Here is an 18,920-nt window from a genome sequence, read left to right as displayed (position 1 = left end):
GAGCCGGCTGGTGCGTCAGGGCTTCTGCTGGAATTCGTCCTTCGACACGTAGTTGAAATCCTCGACCAGGACGTCCTGGACGATTTCCGCCTGCATCCGCTCATTAACGCGCTGCTTGATGGCCGTCGTGAGGATGGAAAGATCGTAACGGGCGAGCTTTCTGAAGTCGAGGCGGTCGTCGGCATAGATCCTGCGGAAGGCCTCATCGACGACGAACGGCTCCGGCGGAACGGTGAGCTGGTGCAAGGTCCTCGCATCCACGGTGTAGACGAAGCGCGCGACGATATAGCCCTGCACGTTGCCGCCCTCGACCATCGGCACGCTCAGCGCCCGCGTCTTCTGGTACTGCAGCCCCTCGAGATATTCGTCTTTCGCCGGCAGCAGGCTGCCGTTTTCCTTCCAATAGGCCACGGCATAGCTCGTGCCCGCGGTGAGGATGCATACCCAGAGCCCGGCCAGCACGAGTCTGATCATTTTCCGTCCTGTGCTGCGCGACCGGTATAGGTGCCGTCCGATTCGGCGTCCCTGATGGCCTTGACGATGATGGCCGCAACCTCGCGTACCGCGTCGTAATGCATCTCGAGGATGGCGCGATTCCGTTCAAGCTTCTCGCGCAACCGCTGGATCTCCTCGGTGATCTCGACCTCGCCGCCGAGATGCATTCGTGCCCGCATCAAGCGGACGAATTCCAGCATGCTCCGGCTCTTCCGGGCGCTGAAATCGTCGAAATCGATCTTATTGCCCGTCGAGAGCGCGGCGGTCTCCTCCTCGACGATGCTTTCGAGCCGGCGGATCGCGGCCAGCAGGCCGCGCACCTCGTCGGATCTCGCCGCGTCCGCGCCGTCGCTCACGATCTCGCCGCCGCCATTCGGCAGCGGCACGGGCAACAGCACGTCGGTCGTCGCGGCTGCCGTCGTCATCGCCCCGGTTTCCACGACCGGCTGTTCCATCACCAGGGTCGCCGCGCCATCTTGTGCCTGCATAGGAAATTCACCCTTCAACTTCTGTCTTCCATTTCCGGATCGTCATCCGCCCTTGCCCGTAACGTCAGGCCCCGCCGGATGCGCGGCGGCGAGCTGCTTGGCAATGCCAATTCCCTTGCCCTTCGCCAGCTGAGCACCCAGTTGCTCCGCCAGCATCGACTTCCAGACGCCGCCGGCCGTGCCCTTGCCGAAGACCTCCTCCGACTCCTTCGGCAACATCGTCTCGACGAAGGTCTGGAGAATGAAAGCTTCGAACTTCCGGTACACTTCGCCCGAAGCCGGCGCCTTGATCACCGGCACCGGAGCCCCGTTCACCGCACCCGGCTGCGCTTCCGAAAGCTTCGTCGCCGCTTGATCGGCCGCCGCCGCAGCCTTGCCCACCTCCGCATCCATCGTGGCGGCGAAATCGGCATCGGAGGCTTTCAGCCCGTCGAGCTTGGCGGTCGCCGCGCGCTGCGCTACCGGGTCGGCCGCATCGAGAACGTCGAGAACGAGGTCGGTTGTCGCTGTTACGATCATGTCTTGGTCCGGTTGGCTGGCCGTGGCGTCCACTCGCGCACAATGAGGCTGGTTCCCGTCATCTCCTCGAGCGATCGCTTTTCGGCGTCGCGAAGCTTTTCCGCGAGTGCCGCCTTCGCGACCTGTTCGAGCTGCTTCATACGGCGGCTCTCCGCGCGGACCTGGTCGAGCTGCTGCGAGGCCTGGGCCTGAACCGCGCGTGCGCCGACGCTCGTCCTGCTCAAGCGCCGCGCGATCGATTCGCTCGATGATCCCGCCGGGGGCGTCCCGTCGTTCAGGGTCCCGACCAGCCATTCCTGCTCGTCCTGCAAGCTTCTCTCCTGCTGCCGCAATTGCGCGAGCTGCCATTCGGACAGCCGGAGCTGGAGCTTCACGAGCGAGACCATCCGGCCGAGCTTGTCCGCGCGCGACGTCATGACCGGTCACTCCGCCAGCCACGACGAGACGCCGAGCATGAATTGCGTCAAGAGCTCGTCGCTGGTGAGGTAGAGCAGCAGGAAGCCTCCGCACAGCACGAAGGGCACCGAGATGAAATAGACCGGAATCGCCGGCGTCAGCTTGTTGATCAGGCCGACCGCCAGGTTGACGATCACCGAATAGACGATGAAAGGGCTGGTGATCCGCAGCGTCAGCACGAACGCCTCGGACAGCCGGCCGACGAGTTGGTCGAGCGCCATGCCGCCGCCGAGCCTGTCGCCGGGATGCCAGACGTCGTAGGAGTTCATCAACCCGCGCAGGACCTGCCAGTGCTGGTCGGTCATGAAGAACAGCGTGGTGACGGCCGCCATGATCAGCGGCACCAAAGCCGGCGCAGGATCGGTGTCGGCGATCGGCGTTCCCGGGATGTTGCTCAGCCCGATCGCGCCCGCCATCATGGTGGCCATGGTCTGGAGCGCGAGGAAGAACACGCGACCGCCGAGCCCGATGACGCTGCCGACCACGAGCTCTGAGCCGATCAGGAGCGCGAGCGTCAGCGGCGCGGCATTGTCCGTGAGGGGTTTCAGGACAGCGATCAGGATCGGCGTCAGCGCAAACGTTGTGACGAGTGCGACGAACAGGCGGACCTGGACCGGGACGTTGACGCTGGAATAGCCGGGCACCAGCATCAGGCAGGCGCCGATGCGGCAGAACACGATGAACGTCACCAGAACGCTGTCGGCGAGGCCGCTGATCACGATATGGCTCCGAGCGCTCTGATCTCTGCGCTGCGCGCGACTTCGACATGCGACAGGATCGGCAGCGTCGGAAACACCCGCTCCAGGATCATCCGGACATAGGGACGGGCTTCAGGGGTCACCGCCAGCACAACGCTGGTACCGTTCTCGGTGAACTTGCGGATCGCGGCGCTGGCTTCGGTCGCAAACTGCTCGATCAGGCGCGGATCGGCGTCGAATTCGACGACGTCTCCCTTGGCGTCGCGCTTCAGGCTCTGGTGGAACGCCAGGTCCCAGCGGTTGCCGAGACGGACCACGTTGAGCACGCCGTTGTCCGAGAGGTCGCCGCAGATCTGCTGGGCAAGGCGCGTGCGCACGTGCTCTGCGACCTGCTCGGAGCGCCGCACATGGGGCGCGATCTCGGCGATGGCCTCCAGGATCAGATGCAGATTGCGGATCGACACGCGTTCGGCCAGCAGGATCTTCAGGATCGCCAGCAGGCCCGAGTACGAGATCTGCGACGGGCAGAGGTCCTCGACCAGGCGCTTGTATTCGGGATCGAGCCGGTCGAGCAGGCCGCGCATATCCTTGTATGACAGAAGCTGGGCGAGATTGGCCCGGATCACTTCGCTCAGATGCGTGAGCAGCACCGACAGATTGTCGACCGGCTTGCAACCCTGCCGCTTGACCTCGTCGGTGAACGCGTCGGTCACCCACAATGCCTTCATGCCGAAGGCCGGCTCGATCACCTCTTCGCCGGGCACGTCGGGCTTGCCGTCCTTGTCGACGAGCACCAGCACCTCGCCGAGCCGGAGCTCGCCCTGGGCGATGCGGGTGTCGTGGAGCCTGATCTGGTATCCCTTGGGGTCGATCGACAGATTGTCGGTGAGCTTGATCTCGGGAATCACGAAGCCGTACTGCTTGGCGAACTTCTTGCGAATCTTGGCCACGCGGTGCGCGAGCTCGGTGCGCGAGCCCAGCAGATGGACCGAAAGGTGGCCGCCGAGCGCCAGCTCGATCTCCGCGGTCTTGAGCGATTCCTTGACGGATTCCTTGGCCTCGGACTGGGCGCGCTCGTCGGCCTTGCGCGCATCCTCTTTCCGCTCCCGCGCCGCCTGCCGCCTCGGCAGCGCGTATCCGATGAATGCCATGACGCCGCCGAGCAGCAGGAAGGGCGCCATCGGCAGCCCCGGCATCAAGGCGAGCACGAACATCATCAGCGCGGCGGCAGACACCGCGCGCGGATAGCCGCTGAGCTGCCGCAGCACGGCCTGCTCGGCTGAGCCCCTGGTGCCGCCCTTGGAGACGAGCAGGCCCGCCGACAGCGACACGATCAGCGCCGGCATCTGCGACACCAGGCCGTCGCCGACCGAGAGCTTGGTGTAGACGTCGGCTGCGCGCGACAGCGTCAGCCCGTGATGGGTGACGCCGATGATGATGCCGCCGAAGATGTTGATCGCCGTGATGATCAGGGCGGCGATGGCATCGCCCCGAACGAACTTCGAGGCGCCGTCCATGGCGCCGAAGAACGCGCTCTCCTCCTCGAGTTCGCGGCGCCGGCGCTGCGCTTCCTTGTCGTCGATCAGGCCCGCCGACAGATCCGCGTCGATCGCCATCTGCTTGCCCGGGATCGCGTCCAGGGTAAAGCGGGCGCCGACTTCGGCGATACGCGTGGCACCCTTGGTGATCACGACGAAATTCACCGTGACGAGGATCGCGAAGATGATCAGACCGATGACGAAGTCGCCGCCCATGACGAACTTGGAGAAGCCGGCAACGACGTGACCGGCCGCCTGCTCGCCCTCCCCGCCCCGCGACAGGATCAGCCGCGTCGTCGCGACGTTCAGCGCCAGGCGCAGGATCGTCGCGATCAGCAGCACGGTCGGAAAGGCCGAGAAGTCGAGCGGCCGCTGGATCCACAGCGCGACCATCAGGATCAATGCCGACAGCGCGATCGAGAAGGCGAGGCCGAGGTCGATCAGGATCGGCGGAATCGGCAGAAACAGGATCGTGAGCATGGCCACGATGCCGCCCGCGAAGAAGGCGTCGGCGCCCAATCGTCGCGGGGTCGGCAGGCTAGCAGCTAACGTATCGGCCATGGGTCACCGGCAGAGGATCCGGCGCGTAATCTGCCGTGCAAAGCTTACGCGGGGGTGGTGGCCGGGGCCGTCCGGATCAGAAACCGCGCTCGATGTGCGAATAGACCATCTCGGTGAAGGTGGAGAGATGGGCCCCGATGAAGGAGCCGGAGACGGCAACGACCACGAGAATGACGATGATCTTCGGAACGAAGGTCAGCGTCACCTCCTGGATCTGGGTCAGGGCCTGGATCAGCGCGATGATGGTGCCGACCAGCATCGCGGCGCCGACGGCAGGGCCGGAGGCGACGATGATGGTCCAGATCGCCGCCTGGACGATGTCGAGGGCGTCCCGTTCATTCATGACTGGCTGATCGTGAGACCGGGCCCGACGGCGACCTTGGTGCCGTCCTCGAGGGTCGCGACGGAGCCGTCGCTGTTGATGGAAATCGAAGCGACCTTGCCGCTGAAGGTCGCTCCGGTCGAGTCCGTGAAGCTGACGGTCTTTCCGATCAAGCCGTCGGCCTGCGACAGCGACTGCGAAGACAGCAGTGCGTCGAGCTTCGTATTGGTCTGCATCGCCTGCTCGACCGACGAGAGCTGCGCGAACTGGCTCATATATTGCGAGGTATCCATCGGATTGGTCGGATCCTGGTTCTTCATCTCGGCGATGAGCAGCTGAAGAAACGTGTTGTAGTCGACGCCGGTGCTCGACGTCGACGTGGTGGAACCGGTCGAACTGGACGACTTGCCGGTGCTATCGGTCGCGCTGGTGACGTTCATGTGCCTCTCCGCTGTCAGGCAGCTTCGGATGGGGAATCGGTCTTGGCGCCCGCCAGGATGGCCTGCTCCACCGGAAACAGCGCCCGGATCCGCTTGAGCGCCTCGAAGTAACGCGTCGCTCCGACCAGTTCGTCGACAGCGCCAAGCCCGACCAGCATCTCGTGGCTCTCGCACACCGCGACCAGGGCCGCGTGATGCTGCCCGTACAGGGCCGATGCATCCCGGACGTCGGTCGGATTCATCAGCATGAGCTGGACGATGAAATAGAGCTGGCGCAGCGCCGTGGTGGCGTCGGAGGCCTGCATCACCTGCCCTTCGAGCAGGAACATCACGTCGTTGACGAGTTCGAGCGAGACCTTGCGGTCCACACGCAGCACCGCGCCGTTGATGTAGACCCGTTCACCCGCGCGCAAGGATATCTTCATCAAAGAGCGTCTCGGATCAGGCGGTTGATTTCGATGAGCTGCATCACGTCGTCCGACTTCTCTTCGCGGAGGCGGTCAGCTTCCTTGACGACCCACAGGCCGATCGAGATGATGTCGGCGCGCAGCTTGTCCGGCAGTCCGTTCTCCGGATGCGCGAGATCCTCGATGAAGATCGTCCACAGCCGCCGCACATAGAGCAGGCTCTCGACCAGATCCTCGAAGCTGAAGCGCCCCTTCTGGATTCGCTCGAGCCGATCGATGCCGAGGCTGAGCGCCTGCCGCTCGCGGCCCCGCGCCTCATAGCCGCTCTCGTCGACGACCGCTTCATAGGCTTCAAACGTCATCAGGAAAACTCTGCGCAGGAGACCGAATAACAAGACAAGGATTGCAGGCCTTACGAACGGGCTATGACTCAGAGATAGTTGATGAGGCTGATCTTCTGGAGCTGCGAGGTCAGCGCGAGCGCCGTCTGGATCTGGGTCTGCAAGGTGTTGACCCGGACCGAGGCTTCCGCCGGATCGACCTGCTCCATACCGACGATCTGATTGTTCAGAATGTCCTGCTGCGCCTTCAGTTTGCTGGTTGCGGTGGTGAGCCGCTGCTGGACCGTGCCGACGCTGCCGCCGAGCGCAGCGAGGTCCGTGATGGCGTTACCGACGAGGCCGATAGCCTTGTCCACGACGACCTGGAACGTCTCCTGGCTCAGGTTCGTGTTCCCGAGATCCGCCATCATGGTGTAGGCCTCGGCGAGCTTGCGGAAGCCGGCCTGGTTGGCGCTCACGGACGTATCGGCGATCTCGGTCGTTGAGATCCGGCTTTGCATGACCTGGTCGGTGGCCGTTGACCAGTTGGTGTTCCAGGCCGGGCTCGCGAACTCGGCATCGAAGCTGGTGTTGAGGAAGGTCTGCATTTGAGCGGCGGTGATGCTGCTCACGCTGGCGGAGGATTGCGAGAAGCCGAAAGTCGCAAGGAAATCGGAGTCGACCTGGTTCTTGCTGGCCGAGCCGGCGGCGTAAGCCGTGATCGGCTGGTTCTGCGTGTTGATGCCCGAGAACAGGTACGAGCCGTTATAGGACACGTTCAACGCGCCGATCAGATCCTGGAGATTGGAGGACGCAGGCGGCAGGATGATCCGCCCGCCGCCGTCGGTGCTGCGGGCCGCGATCAGGTCCTTGAGGAAGTCCGTTGCGGTCGTGCTGAGCTGGGTGATCCGGTTCTGCGTCACGTCCAGGCGTCCCGAGACGAGCCCGTTGGTATCGACGAGCTGATCGGCGAAGCTCCAATCCGCCCGCAGGGTGACGTCGCTGCCGGTCGTGGCACCAAGTTCGAGGCCAATATCGGCGAAGCGGCCGGTGGTTGCCTCCGTCGACGCCTTGCTCAGCGCAGCCTGGTTGTTCGTGATCGAGGACCTCAACGACGAAGACAGCATCAACGTCGAGATGTAGTTCGCGCTCATCATGGCTCAATTCCCCACGGCAGCCAGCAGGCTCTGCAACATTTCGTCGACGGTCGAGATGATCTTCGACGACGCCGAATAGGTGCGCTCGACCTGAAGCATCAAGGACATCTCGTCGTCCATGTTGACGCCGCTGACGTTCGACAGCGCCGCAGTGCTGCGGTCGAGCAGCGTGTTCTGGTAGGTGACGTTGTCGTCCGCGGCCTTGCGTTGGTTTTCGATCCAGCTCGTTGACGACGAGGCGAAGTCGATCAGGCTGCCGCTCGGCTTGCCTTGCGTGGTGGCATCGAACGGCTGCGACGCATCCATGTCGCCGATGAGCTGCTGCAACCGGGTCGAATAGCCGCCGTTGCCGGCGGTGTTGTATTGGTATGCGGCGTTGCCGCTGATCGCACCGTCGCGCAGCAGATCCGGGTTGCCGCCCAGGGCCGGATCGACCGACGCGGCGACCGAGATCGTGCCTGCGAGGCCTACTGAGACGGTGGCGCTCGCCGGCATCGCCGGCGCGCCGGGATAGGTGAAGAGACCGGGAACGTCGGGCAGCGCCGCGCCGGACTGATCACTCTCCTTGAAGGTATTGATCAGGCCGCGCGCGATCTCGTCGAGCTGACTCTGATAGGTGACCGCGTCCTGGTCACGCAGCTGGGCGAGGCCCGCCAGCTTGCCCGACTTCAGCGGCATCACCGAATTGGCGCCGGTCACCGGCACGCCGTCGATATAGACAGCATTGCCCGTGGTGCCGGCCGTATAGGCGTTGGTCGGCGCAAAGCTCACCGTCCGCGCCGTCTTGTCGAACAGCACGACGCCGCTGTCGGTGTAGAGTGCCGCGTCTCCGTTGGTGCGGATCGACATCGTGACGCCGAGCTCCTGCGACAGCTGGGAGACGATGCTGTCGCGCTGGTCGAGGTAGTCGGTGACGTCGTCGCCGGAGATCGTGCCCTTCACGATCGCCGTATTGACGGACTGGAACTGGGAGAGCAGCCGGTTGATGTTCTGGACCGACGTTTTCATGTCGGCATCCGCACCCTCACGGACCGACTGCACGGTCTGGGTCGCCTGGTTGAGCGCGGTCGCCATGTCCTTGGCTGACGCAACCGCCGCCTGCGCCAGCGTAGTGTTGTCCGGGGCGTTGGCATATTGCTGGAGCGCCTGCTTCAGCGCATTGAGCTGCGCCGTCGGCGACTGGTCGAGTTCCGGATCGTCCACCGTGGCAGATGCGATCTTCTGGAGGCCGTCATGGATCGCGCTCTGCTTGGCCGACGACGAGGTCGCGATCAGAACGTTGTTGTAGAGACCCGAGCTGGCCGCGCGCTGTATCCCCGCCACGTAGACGCCGGTCCCGGGCAGGTTGTCCAACACGGCAATCTTGCGCGAATAGCCGGTGGAGCTGGCACCGGCGATGTTGCGCGAGATGACCGACGACTGGATGCCCGACGCCATGAGCGAGGAGCGGGCGGATTCGAGAGCGGCGGTAAGGTTCATGATCTGCTCTTGCCGGCGACGAACGCTGCGGGAATCAGCGCTTCAGGTTGACGACCACGTCCAGCAAATCGGCGCCGGTCTGGAACGATTTCGAGTTCGCGGTGAAGCCGCGCTGCGCCTCGATCATCGAGGTCAATTCGTCGGCGAGATCGACGTTGGAATCCTCCAGCGCGCCCGACTGGATCGTGCCGAGGCCGCCCTGGCCGGCGAGGCCGACCTGCACGTTTCCGGAATCCAGGTTCGGCGAATAGACATTCCCGACTTCGGGCGTCAGATGGTCGGGGCTCGGCACGGTCGCCAGCGCGATCTGGAAGCTCGGAAGTTCGGTGCCGTTCTTGAGGACCGCGGTGACCACTCCCTTGTCGTCGATGTTGACCTTCTCGACAGCGGACGGAGCGTTGCCGTCGACGGTCGCCTTGAAGTCGAAGGCGGAGGCGACCTGCGTCATCGCCGAGAGGTCGATATTGAAGGCAGCAGAACCGCCAGGGATCGCCACCGAAAGCGACGTCGGGCTCGCGGCGGCCAGCGCACCCTTGCCGACCGCCGTAACGTCGAAGGTGAACGTGGTCGCGGGGCCGCTCGTCGTCAGCGCGGTTGCGCCGTTGTAGACCTCGATATCCCAGGTATTCGCGCCCGTCTTTGCGGCGTAGACGTCGAGCGTCACGGCATTGCCGATGTTGTCGTAGGTCACCATCGAGGTCTTCGACGTGTAGTTGGCCGGACCGGCCGGAGCCGCGATCGCGGTTGCGCTCGGATCGAGATTGGCCGCCACGGTCGCCTTGGTCGAGGGCGCGGCCTGGAGCGCCATCTGGTTGACGTTGATGACCTGAAGGCCGCCGAAGCCGTTGGCGGCGACGGTGGGCGTGGCACCGTTCTGGATGTTGTAGCCCATCAGCTGGAAGCCGGCCGTGTTGACGAGATTGCCCGTGCTGTCGGGCACGAACGAGCCAGCGCGCGTGAGGAAATTGTTGCCGTTCGGGTCCTGCACGACGAAGAAGCCGTTGCCCTGGACCGCGAGGTCCGTCGTCGAGGTCGTGAACTGGAGGTTGCCGGGATCGGTGATGGCATAGCGGACCGTGGTCTCGACCGCGCCGGAATCGTAATTGCCCGAGCCGCTCTTCAGGATCAGCGAGGAGAACTCCGTCGAAGCCCGCTTGTAGCCGGTGGTGTTGACGTTCGCGATGTTGTCCGAAACCGTCGACAGCTTGTTGGACTGCGCGTTCATCCCGGAGACTCCGGTGCGCATAACACCATACAGGCTCATGAATTGGGCTCCTTTGGTAGGTTGCAGTTACAATGGGGGTTGTTGCTTGCGCGAGGCTGATGATCGGGAACGATGCACAACTTGATGTCGCTCCTCGGGTGGTCTCTTCAGGTAGTCTCTTCAGGTGGTCTTGGGCCGACAGAACGAGCGCGCCTTGTCGGTCCACGCGCCGAAGCCGCTGGAGACGAGATGAGCGACGATGTGACAGACGTAGCGCTTCTGCGCCGGCCGGTTGTTGGGCCCCGCATTGTAGCGGGCGACCGCCATTGTCCAGCTGCCCTCGCGCTGCTTGAGCTCCTTCAGGAAGCGCGCGGCGTAGTCGACGTTCCTGGCGGGATCGAACATCGCCCGCACCGAGGCGAACTTGTCGCCGTGATAATAGTGGTTGATCTGCATGCAGCCGAGGTCGATCAGCTTGATGCCCTTGGCTCGCATCGCCTCGAAATTCGCGATCGCGTCGTTCATGTCCTTGGCGAAGACGGTCTGTCCCTCGGCGCCGAGCGCGTAGGGATAAAGCGCGCCGCGCCTCCCGGTCTCGGTCAGTCCGACCGCATAGAGAATGCCGAGCGGAATCCCGTGCTGCTGGGACGCGCGCGCCATCTCGCGCTCGCAAGGGCGCGAATTGTCGGTCGCCGCTGCCGCGGCGCCGGCGTTACAGATAAACAGGGCCGCGACGAATCTGCGGCGCCACGTCCTGGTCATGACGCGTCTCCTGGTTGGACTGGCGCTCCTGTCGGGTCTGCTTCGCGCCGCCGTCCGATTGTCCAGACGACGTGCTCGTGCCGCCGAACGTGCCTTGCGACTGCGACGACGGCTGTTGCTGGCCCGAGAGCTGCGACTGCGACTGGCCGGTGCCGCTCTGGAATCCATCCAACGAGCCGTGCTGGACAGGGGCAACGTCGGCGACGTAGCCCGCCGACTGCATGAGCTCGCGGATCGAGTCGCGCCGCTGGTCCAGCATCTGGCTCGTGTCCTTGCGCTCGGCGGCAAGGTGGACGGACACTTCGGTGCCGACGAGACGAAGCCGAACGGTGACGTTGCCGAGCGCGGGCGGCTCGAGATTGATGGTCAGGATCTTGAGCGGCTGGTCCGGCGCGGAGGTCTGGGATGCCGCAGAATCGGGAGCTGCGGACGCCGCCGGCACCGGAGATTCCTTCAGCTCGGCGACGACGGCATTGGCAATTTGTTGTGGGGCGTTGAACTGCGCCGGAGGCAGATGGGTTTCCTGCTGGATCACCGTGACCTTGGTCGCCTCGGGCAGCGCATCCCGCGCCGAGGCCTTGGCGGCGCGTTCGACATTGGCGGCGACGGCCTCGAAGCCGGGTGCAATGGGCATCGCCTTCGACGGCTCTTCGCTTTGCGTCGATAGCGCTTGGGCGGCGTCTATCGCTCGCGGAGCCGCGGCCTGCGAGCGCGCAGCGGTCGGAGCGACAGCAGACGGGCGGGACTCGGCCGTTGCCGCCTTCGTCAAGTCCGTGACCTGAACTTCGCGCTTCGCAGTGAAGGACCGCTCGCCGCGCACGGGGGTATCCTGCTTGTCGCCGGCTGTTGCTTGCAGCTGCGGCTTCGCGGCCGGTGCGGCGGCGATCTCCTGTCCGACGATTGCGGAAATCCCCGGCCGGTTCTGGACGTCGGCCTTCTCGCCGGGGTCGACCGGAGCCTGCTTCTCCAACGATTTGCCGGTCTTCTTCGCGGGGGATTTCCCGGTGGATTTGGAGTCCTCGACCGTCGCGGTGCCGTCGTGCGCCGTCTCGTCCCTTGCTTTGTCCTTGTCGCTCTGATGCGCCAGGCCCGTCCGAAGCGTTGCCGCTTTGACGGCCGTATCGCCGCCCTCATCGTTCAGGGCCCGCTTGGCGAGGTTCGAGACGGTGTGGAGCAGATCGTTGAACGACGAGTCCGCCTGCGGTTTCGCCGCGGCACTCTTGCCGGAGCGCGATGCGCCCCGCATGCTGAGGCTTTCGGCTAGTCCCGAAAACACCTGTCCGGAGGTTCCACTGAGCTTCGTCATGGACGGCGATCCCTGGTGAGAAGTTCGAGTTCGCCGAACTGCTTCTGCGCGCGCGCGAGCGTCGCGGCCGACGATGCGAGATCGAGACGCGCCGGCGTGACCGGAGGCTTGTCGGCTGCGGCGACCGTTCCGCCCGCGAACGGCTTGCGGACATCGAGCGCGAGCTGCAGCGTTGCATTCAGGAGCGGAAGATCGCGCTCGGGCAATTTCGACCGGACGAGCGCCTTCAGCTCGGCGATACCGCCGTCATATTCGTCCGTCAGCGCCCGCGAGGCGCCGCGGAAGAAATGCGCGCGCTCGCGATCCGCCGAGGCATCGGCGCTGAGCGCGAGCGCGCGCTCGCCGGCAAGCCGGGTCACGACCAGCCGTCCGCGCACCATCGCGGTGCGCGCGATCACGAGATAGAGCTTGAGCCGGCTCGCGCGATCGATCTGCTCGAGCAGAGTGACGATCCGCGCAAAGCGGCGCTCGTCGAGCGCGAGGCTCGATTGCGTCACGCCCGTGGAAAAACGCTGCCAGAAATCCCCGGCATAGACCGAGTTGCGGTAGTGGCGGATATAGGCCAGCGTCAGGAACTCGAACTTGTCGAAATCCTCCGCCTGGCCGACCAGCAGGATCTGGCGCCGCAGCGCCGCTTCCTCCACCAGCGTGCCCGGCAGGAGCAGGCGCGCGTCGTCCAGGCGCTCGATCGCGAGCGACGCCTCGGTGCGCGCGAACAGCGCCCCCTGCACCAGTGCGACCTGTCCGCCCAGGCCCGACGGAATCGTGCGCGGCTTGACGTCCTTGAGCAACTCGCGCGCTTCGTCCTGACGGCCCTCGACATAGGCAAGCGCACCATCGAACAGCCGTGCGTCGACGTTCAGCTTGTCGCGCGGCAGTTTGCGGACGATTTGCGGCCCGCCGCCGCTGAGCAGATAGATGACGACGGCCTGGCCGTTCTGCGGGTTGCTCCACACGCCCGGATCCGCAGCGACAAATTTTTCGCCGATCTGCCGGATCAACGCGATGTGCTTGCCATACGCCGCAGTATCGCCGTTGGCGATGCCGTCCTGCGCGGCCTGCAATGCGCGCACGAGCTCATATGGCTCGCCCGATGTCGATGGCGCCGGAGCCGGTGCCGGCTCGGCAAATGCGCCCGCCGCCGTTATCGGCAGCAGCGCCAGCAGCGCGGCGCGGAGCAGTGGCTTGATCAAGGACGCTTCTCCCGGATCAGGATCTCGATCCGGCGATTTTGCGCGGCCGCCGGATCGTTCTGAAGCTTGGGCCGCCGGTCGGCGTAACCCTCGACATGCTCGATCCGCCGCGCATCGACGCCGGCGCGGACGAGCATGTAATAGGCCATCTGCGCACGGGCCGTCGACAGCCGCCAATTGTCGTAGGTCTCCGATTTGTATGGCCGGTTGTCGGTGTGTCCCCGGACGATGATCATGCCAGGCCGCTTCGTCAGCAGCGGGCCGATCTTGTCGATCACGCGGATGAGCTCCGGCCGGGGCTCAGCAGAGCCGACCGCGAACATGCCGAAGCTGGCGTCGTCGGTCAGGCTGATCAGCAGTCCTTCCTCGACCTGACGCACCTCGGCCGCCGGTCCCGCGCCGGCCTTGATGTCCGACAGCGCCTCTGCGATTGCCGATTGCAGCTGCTTGACCGTCGGTTGCTGCGTCTGGGCCGCATCGCGCGGCTCGGACTCCTTTGTCGTATCGTTGAGCCGCGCGGGTGCGGCGGCGTTGGCTTGAACGCCAGACTGGGCGCCCGGCTGCGCGTTGCCGTCGCGTGCAGACTGCGACGGCGCAGGCCCCGGCGGCAGCAGAGGCGACAGGCTTGCGGACGAAGCATCGGCGTTCGGAGCCACGTTTCCGGCGGCATCGTCCGCCCTGGCACGACGCGCCTGCGGCTCGCCCTGAACTGTCCCGGCCGCATTGTCGCGCGCGGACGCATTCGGCTTGGGCTCGCTCTCGATGATGCGATCGGCATCCTTGGACGCCTGCGGCGCGAGCTTCCAATAGCCGGGATCGAAGGGATCTCGGTAGGCGTCGCCACCCTTGAGGCCGTCCTCTTCGGCCGACGTCAGCGCGCCGGCGCGCCGCTGGCCCGAGGCCTGGTTGGCGCTGTTGGCGATCTCGGTGAGCGTCGCATAGGGATCGCGGAACAGGACCTTCTCCTCGTAGAAGGGCGGCTTCTCGGCGGTCGGGGAGTCGCCGCGACGTTCCTCGCTGGGTCCGGCCGGCTGACGCCTGCCGTCCTGGCCTTCGAACGACGACGGCTCCTTTTTGGAGAGATCCTTGAGGCCCTTCGGCGCGGGCGCGTTCTCCGCGAGCTTGATCGGATTGAAATAGCTCGCCACCACCTGCTTCTGGTCCTGGTTCAGCGCATTGATCAGCCACATCACCAGGAAGAACGCCATCATCGCGGTCATGAAGTCCGCATAGGCGATCTTCCAGACGCCACCGTGCGGCTTCTCGTCGTCGAAGGCGCTCCGCCGACGGATGATGACGAGCTCTGCTTTGACCTCATTCATGGCGGGCTACCGGCGCGCCTCTTTCAGGCGTTCGCTCCAGGCCGAGAGCTGAGTCTCGATCACGGTCTGGTCGGCGACGACGCGGACCTCGAAGGTCTCGGCGGCCTCGTACTCGATACCCGTTCGGCGGGCCGTATCGAGCTGTATCTTCACCAGGTCGAGCAGTTCGCTCGGGCCGGTGACCTTGAACACCGGCACCGGCGAATTGCCGGTCAGCGCCGCAATCTGCTCCACCAGCGACCCGATCGCCTTGTCGCGGACCGCCTCAGCCAGGAACGGCAGCAATATCCGTGCGACGGAGCTCGCGATGTTGGTCTCGATCTCGCGGCAAGCCGTCTCGAAGCCACTGACGACCGCGACCGCCTGCTGGTCGGACCACTTGGCCCGCTCCTCGCCGAGCCGGATCGCGCTGCGCACCCGCTCCTCGGCGATCCGGGCGTCGCCTTCCGCGACGCCCGCGGCATGGCCGCGCCGATAGGCATCGTCCAGAAGGTTGGCCGACGGAGCTTCCGCCTTCGGAGCGGGAGACGGCGACTGAGGCTGAGGCTGCGGCTGCGGTTGACCCTGAAGCTGAGGCTGGGGCTGCGGCTCGCGCCGGACCTCCTTCTGCCTCGTCAGCACGTCCTGGATCTTGGGCGGCGGAGGCGGCGGCGACTTGGCCCGGCCGTTCGCGTCGAACTGCGTCAGAAGTTTTCCGATTGCCGCGTTCATGCCGCCTCCTCGCGTCGCATCCAGTCTTTGAGGATCGCTGCCGCCTGCATCTGATCGAGCCGAACGATCTGCTCCAGCCGCTTCTGCGGCGTTCGCTGCATCTTGCCTTCGAGATCTTCGACGAGGTTGAGCTCGGCCTCCTCGCTTTCAGCCAATGCAAGGGCTCCGGCGGCCTCGAGCTGGGCAGCTTCTGCCGCCTCGGTCTGCTCCTGCGCAGCGCGATGGGTCAGAATGCCGTTGACCGCGGGGCGAAGCCCGAACCAGACCAGCATCGATGCAACGGCCAGGATCGTCACCGCGTTGATGACGCTGCCGAGCTGCTTGTTGATCATTTCGACGAAGCTGATCGGCGGCACCGGCGCCAGTTCGCGCGAGCCTTCGATGAAGTCGACGGCCGTTACCTGGATCTGGTCGCCGCGCTGCTTGTCCAGCCCACCCGCCGTCGCCGCGAGTTGGCTGATCTCGGCGAGCTTGCTGTCGACGATGGCCTGGTTGCTCTTGTCGCCGAGGTCGGCGACGAGGCGCGCGCGATTGACCAGGACCGCGATGAACAACTTCTTCACCAGATAGCCGTCGCTCACCGTCGTCGTGGTCTTGGACGAGACCTCGAAATTGGTGACGTCCTCGCGGCGCGTCTTGTCCTCGCTGGAGTTCTTGGTGCCGCCGGCGTTGACCTGCTGGTCCGGAAGGTTCTGCTGCACCGTAGTCGGCGTCGAGCGATCCGCGTTCTGCGACGATTCTTTCTCGCGCACGTTACGGACGGAACGCTCGGCGCGGGTCTCCGGATCGTAGACGGTCTCGTTGATCTGCCGCTTGTCGGTGGAGAGCTGCGGCGCGACGCTCACCTCGAAATTGTCGAGGCCCAGATACGGCGTCAGCGCCTTGCGGATATTCTCCTGCACCATCCCGCCGACCGTCTTCTGGAGGTTCGCCATCTTGGTCGGCGCGGCGCTCGCCTCGTCGTCTTCGGCCAGCAGCATCGAACCGTCGGCATCCAGCACCGTCACCTTGTCGCGGGTCATGCCTGGAATCGCGGCCGCGACGAGGTGACGGATCGACTGCGCCGTGCGCGCCTCGATCGCACCGTCGGTACGCAGCACGACCGAGGCCGACGGCGGTTGCTGGGTGGCACGAAACGAGCCGCGCACCGGCAGCACGATATGCACCCTTGCGGCCTTGACGCCCTTCATCAACTGCACCGTGCGTGCGATCTCGCCTTCGAGCGCGCGCAGCTTCGTGACTTCCTGCATGAACGAAGTCAGGCCGAGCGAGCCGATCTTGTCGAACAGCTCGTAGCCGGAATTGGCGCTGGTCGGCAGCCCTTTCTCGGCGAGCAGCATTCGCGCCTGCATGGTCTGGCTCGGGCGCACCGAAACCGCATCGCCGGCGGTATTGACGTCGAATGTGATGTTCTGCTCGCGCAGCGCGGCGCCCATCCGCGTCACGTCTTCCCGGCTGAGGCCGGTATAGAGCGTCTCGAATTCGGGCCGGCTCAGATAATAGGCGCCGCCGACGACGGTGACGAGAACGGCAAAGCCGATCAGTCCCAGGGCCATCAGGCGTCGCGGCCCAAGCTCCAGAAGGTTGTTGAGCAGTTGCTGTATCTGCGCACGACTGAGCAGCATGTGACCTCGTACCGATGCGAACGTAGAGGACACTCCGCTGCCAACCTTGTCTGAAGGTTGCGCGAGAATGCGAATGTGCCGGTTCGCCGGCGAGGCGTTGCAATTTTGCAAGCGAGTGAACGACGCGATCGGCGGCAACGTGCGGGCGATCGGGCGAATGACAGCGCGATCGGCGATACGTACTGGGTCGAGTCTGGCGTCGGGAGGTCGATTGCGGGCACGTCTTGTGCCACCGGATCCGCCGTCCATGGCGGAGGCCGTGCTCCCTTGGGAGCACGGCCGGTTTCGAAGCCGCGGCTTAACGGAACAGCGACAGGATGCTCTGGCTGTTCTGGTTGGCGATCGAGAGCGCCTGAACGCCGAGCTGCTGCTGGGTCTGCAGCGCCTGAAGGCGGGTCGATTCCGCGTTCATGTCGGCGTCGACGAGCTGGCCGACACCGCGGTCCACGGAGTCCATCAGCGACTTCACGAAGTCCGTGTTGGTCGCGATGCGGTTCTTGACGGCACCGAGATTGGCGGCGGCCGAGGCCACCGAATTGATCCCGGCGGTGACCTGCGCGATGTAGCCATCGAGCAGGGTCTGGTCAGCCGCCGAGTCGGTCAGGGCGGAGATGTTGATGGTGTCGATCGACGGAGCAGTCGTGCTGGCCGCCGTGTCCAGGATGCCGGTCTGCGTGCTGGTGTAGAGCGAGTAGTTGGCGGTCGTCACGGTGATGGAGCCGATCGTAGGCGTGCCACCGACGCGCGAATACGACGACACGAGGTTGAAGCTCGTCGGCGTGGTGCCGGTCGTCGTGCTCAGCCAGTTCACGCCGTTGAAGGTCGCCGAATTGGCCTTGAGCTTCATATCCTGCTGGATCTGGGTGATGTCAGCCTGGATCTTGGTGCGGTCGATACCAGCGGTCTTGGCTTCGACCAGCAGCGCCTGGAGCTTGGTCAGGCCGGAGTCCTTGTCGCCGATGACCGAGGTCAGAGCGGTATATTCGGTGTCGACGGTCGCGGCCGACAGACCGAGCGAGTCGGAGACTGCCGAGAGCGCGGCGTTGTCGGAGCGCATCGACGTCGCGATCGACCAATAGGCGGCGTTGTCCGAGGCGGTCGAGACGCGCTGGCCGGTCGAGATCCGGTTTTCGGTCGTCTGCAGGCTGGAGCTGACGTTCCGAAGCGTCTGCAACGCGGTCATTGCGGCGGAGTTGGTAAGCAGACTAGAACCCATTTTGATGTCCCTTTGAGATTGAATTGAGCTTGGGGGACATACCGGGCTTGCACCGGTACGACAGGGCGGCGTCATGCCTTTGGGCTGCGGAAATGCGCGTTAGGCCCAACCTGTCGTAGTGGCGATGTTAGCGAGCGAAGCTTGTGCGAGGCTTGTGGCTCTGTGCCCCCTCGGCAACAGGGCTGCCGAAATGACGGCGCGCAGGACGTCGCGCCAAACGAAAGGGCCGCGCTTCGCGAGAAGCGCGGCCCTCGCCTGGATGGTTGAAGGCTTAGCGGAACAGCGACAGGATGCTCTGGCTGCTGTTGTTGGCGATCGAGAGCGCCTGCACACCGAGCTGCTGCTGGACCTGGAGAGCCGCCAGACGGGTGGACTCCTGGTTCATGTCGGCGTCGACGAGCTGGCCGACACCGCGGTCCACGGAGTCCATCAGCGACTTCACGAAGTCCGTGTTGGTCGCGATGCGGTTCTTGACGGCACCGAGATTGGCGGCGGCCGAGGCCACCGAATTGATCCCGGCGGTGACCTGCGCGATGTAGCCATCGAGCAGGGTCTGGTCAGCCGCCGAGTCGGTCAGCGCCGAGATGTTGATCGTGTCGATCGACGGAGCGCTCGAACTGGCCGCCGTGTCCAGAAGGCCGTTCTGCGTGCTGGTGTAGAGCGAGTAGTTGGCGGTCGTCACGGTGATGGAGCCGATCGTG

General features: G+C 65.0%; 21 protein-coding genes. All 21 read right to left on the bottom strand.

The window, feature by feature from the left end:
• Positions 1-15: 15 nt before the first annotated feature.
• Positions 16-474, bottom strand: coding sequence for a hypothetical protein (locus NR187_RS04585; RefSeq protein ID WP_211387275.1), 459 nt, complete (start codon positions 472-474; stop codon positions 16-18).
• Positions 471-983: a flagellar biosynthesis protein FlgN gene (locus NR187_RS04580; protein WP_211387276.1), complete on the bottom strand. Its 513-nt coding sequence runs from the start codon at positions 981-983 to the stop codon at positions 471-473. Before NR187_RS04580 ends, NR187_RS04585 begins: the two co-directional genes overlap by 4 nt.
• A 42-nt stretch (positions 984-1,025) precedes the next feature.
• On the bottom strand, positions 1,026-1,502 hold the full coding sequence (locus tag NR187_RS04575) for a rod-binding protein (RefSeq protein WP_211387293.1): 477 nt from the start codon (positions 1,500-1,502) through the stop codon (positions 1,026-1,028).
• Positions 1,499-1,918 (bottom strand): hypothetical protein, encoded by a 420-nt coding sequence (locus NR187_RS04570; RefSeq protein WP_211387277.1) that lies wholly within the window; start codon positions 1,916-1,918, stop codon positions 1,499-1,501. Before NR187_RS04570 ends, NR187_RS04575 begins: the two co-directional genes overlap by 4 nt.
• A gap of 6 nt (positions 1,919-1,924) precedes the next feature.
• On the bottom strand, positions 1,925-2,677 hold the full coding sequence (fliR, locus tag NR187_RS04565; RefSeq protein ID WP_211387278.1) for a flagellar biosynthesis protein FliR: 753 nt from the start codon (positions 2,675-2,677) through the stop codon (positions 1,925-1,927).
• The gene (gene flhA, locus NR187_RS04560) at positions 2,674-4,755 is read right to left on the bottom strand and encodes a flagellar biosynthesis protein FlhA (RefSeq protein ID WP_211387279.1); all 2,082 of its coding nucleotides are present in this window, start codon (positions 4,753-4,755) and stop codon (positions 2,674-2,676) included. The genes fliR and flhA overlap by 4 nt, the downstream gene beginning before the upstream one ends.
• Before the next feature lie 76 nt (positions 4,756-4,831).
• Positions 4,832-5,098 (bottom strand): flagellar biosynthesis protein FliQ, encoded by a 267-nt coding sequence (fliQ, locus tag NR187_RS04555; protein WP_018453982.1) that lies wholly within the window; start codon positions 5,096-5,098, stop codon positions 4,832-4,834.
• Positions 5,095-5,517 (bottom strand): flagellar hook assembly protein FlgD, encoded by a 423-nt coding sequence (gene flgD, locus NR187_RS04550; RefSeq protein ID WP_211387280.1) that lies wholly within the window; start codon positions 5,515-5,517, stop codon positions 5,095-5,097. The genes fliQ and flgD overlap by 4 nt, the downstream gene beginning before the upstream one ends.
• 14 nt (positions 5,518-5,531) lie before the next feature.
• Positions 5,532-5,942, bottom strand: coding sequence for a flagellar biosynthesis repressor FlbT (gene flbT / locus NR187_RS04545; protein WP_211387281.1), 411 nt, complete (start codon positions 5,940-5,942; stop codon positions 5,532-5,534).
• A complete protein-coding gene (gene flaF, locus NR187_RS04540) occupies positions 5,942-6,286 on the bottom strand; it encodes a flagellar biosynthesis regulator FlaF (protein ID WP_211387282.1) in 345 nt (114 codons plus the stop codon). The genes flbT and flaF overlap by 1 nt, the downstream gene beginning before the upstream one ends.
• A 68-nt stretch (positions 6,287-6,354) precedes the next feature.
• Positions 6,355-7,401, bottom strand: a complete 1,047-nt coding sequence (locus NR187_RS04535) for a flagellar hook-associated family protein (RefSeq protein WP_211387283.1) — start codon at positions 7,399-7,401, stop codon at positions 6,355-6,357.
• Positions 7,402-7,404: 3 nt separating this feature from the next.
• Positions 7,405-8,880 (bottom strand): flagellar hook-associated protein FlgK, encoded by a 1,476-nt coding sequence (gene flgK, locus NR187_RS04530; RefSeq protein ID WP_256805842.1) that lies wholly within the window; start codon positions 8,878-8,880, stop codon positions 7,405-7,407.
• 34 nt (positions 8,881-8,914) lie between these two features.
• Positions 8,915-10,144, bottom strand: a complete 1,230-nt coding sequence (locus NR187_RS04525) for a flagellar hook protein FlgE (protein ID WP_256805841.1) — start codon at positions 10,142-10,144, stop codon at positions 8,915-8,917.
• A gap of 120 nt (positions 10,145-10,264) precedes the next feature.
• A complete protein-coding gene (locus NR187_RS04520; protein WP_256805840.1) occupies positions 10,265-10,846 on the bottom strand; it encodes a transglycosylase SLT domain-containing protein in 582 nt (193 codons plus the stop codon).
• Positions 10,797-12,152, bottom strand: a complete 1,356-nt coding sequence (locus tag NR187_RS04515; RefSeq protein WP_256805838.1) for a flagellar hook-length control protein FliK — start codon at positions 12,150-12,152, stop codon at positions 10,797-10,799. Before NR187_RS04515 ends, NR187_RS04520 begins: the two co-directional genes overlap by 50 nt.
• Positions 12,149-13,345: a chemotaxis protein gene (locus NR187_RS04510; protein WP_256805837.1), complete on the bottom strand. Its 1,197-nt coding sequence runs from the start codon at positions 13,343-13,345 to the stop codon at positions 12,149-12,151. Before NR187_RS04510 ends, NR187_RS04515 begins: the two co-directional genes overlap by 4 nt.
• Positions 13,342-14,667, bottom strand: a complete 1,326-nt coding sequence (locus tag NR187_RS04505; RefSeq protein WP_211387289.1) for a MotB family protein — start codon at positions 14,665-14,667, stop codon at positions 13,342-13,344. The genes NR187_RS04510 and NR187_RS04505 overlap by 4 nt, the downstream gene beginning before the upstream one ends.
• A 6-nt stretch (positions 14,668-14,673) precedes the next feature.
• A complete protein-coding gene (locus NR187_RS04500; RefSeq protein ID WP_211387290.1) occupies positions 14,674-15,378 on the bottom strand; it encodes a hypothetical protein in 705 nt (234 codons plus the stop codon).
• The gene (gene fliF, locus NR187_RS04495; protein WP_211387291.1) at positions 15,375-17,003 is read right to left on the bottom strand and encodes a flagellar basal-body MS-ring/collar protein FliF; all 1,629 of its coding nucleotides are present in this window, start codon (positions 17,001-17,003) and stop codon (positions 15,375-15,377) included. The genes NR187_RS04500 and fliF overlap by 4 nt, the downstream gene beginning before the upstream one ends.
• Positions 17,004-17,301: 298 nt before the next feature.
• Positions 17,302-18,219 (bottom strand): flagellin, encoded by a 918-nt coding sequence (locus NR187_RS04490; protein ID WP_211387292.1) that lies wholly within the window; start codon positions 18,217-18,219, stop codon positions 17,302-17,304.
• Between the two features lie 271 nt (positions 18,220-18,490).
• Positions 18,491-18,920, bottom strand: a 430-nt coding sequence (locus tag NR187_RS04485) for a flagellin (protein WP_256805836.1), incomplete at its 5' end; no start/stop codon positions are given.

Source organism: Bradyrhizobium sp. Bra64, assembly GCF_024519875.1.
Classification (GTDB): domain Bacteria; phylum Pseudomonadota; class Alphaproteobacteria; order Rhizobiales; family Xanthobacteraceae; genus Bradyrhizobium; species Bradyrhizobium japonicum_G.
This window is presented reverse-complemented; position numbering and strand designations above follow the sequence as displayed.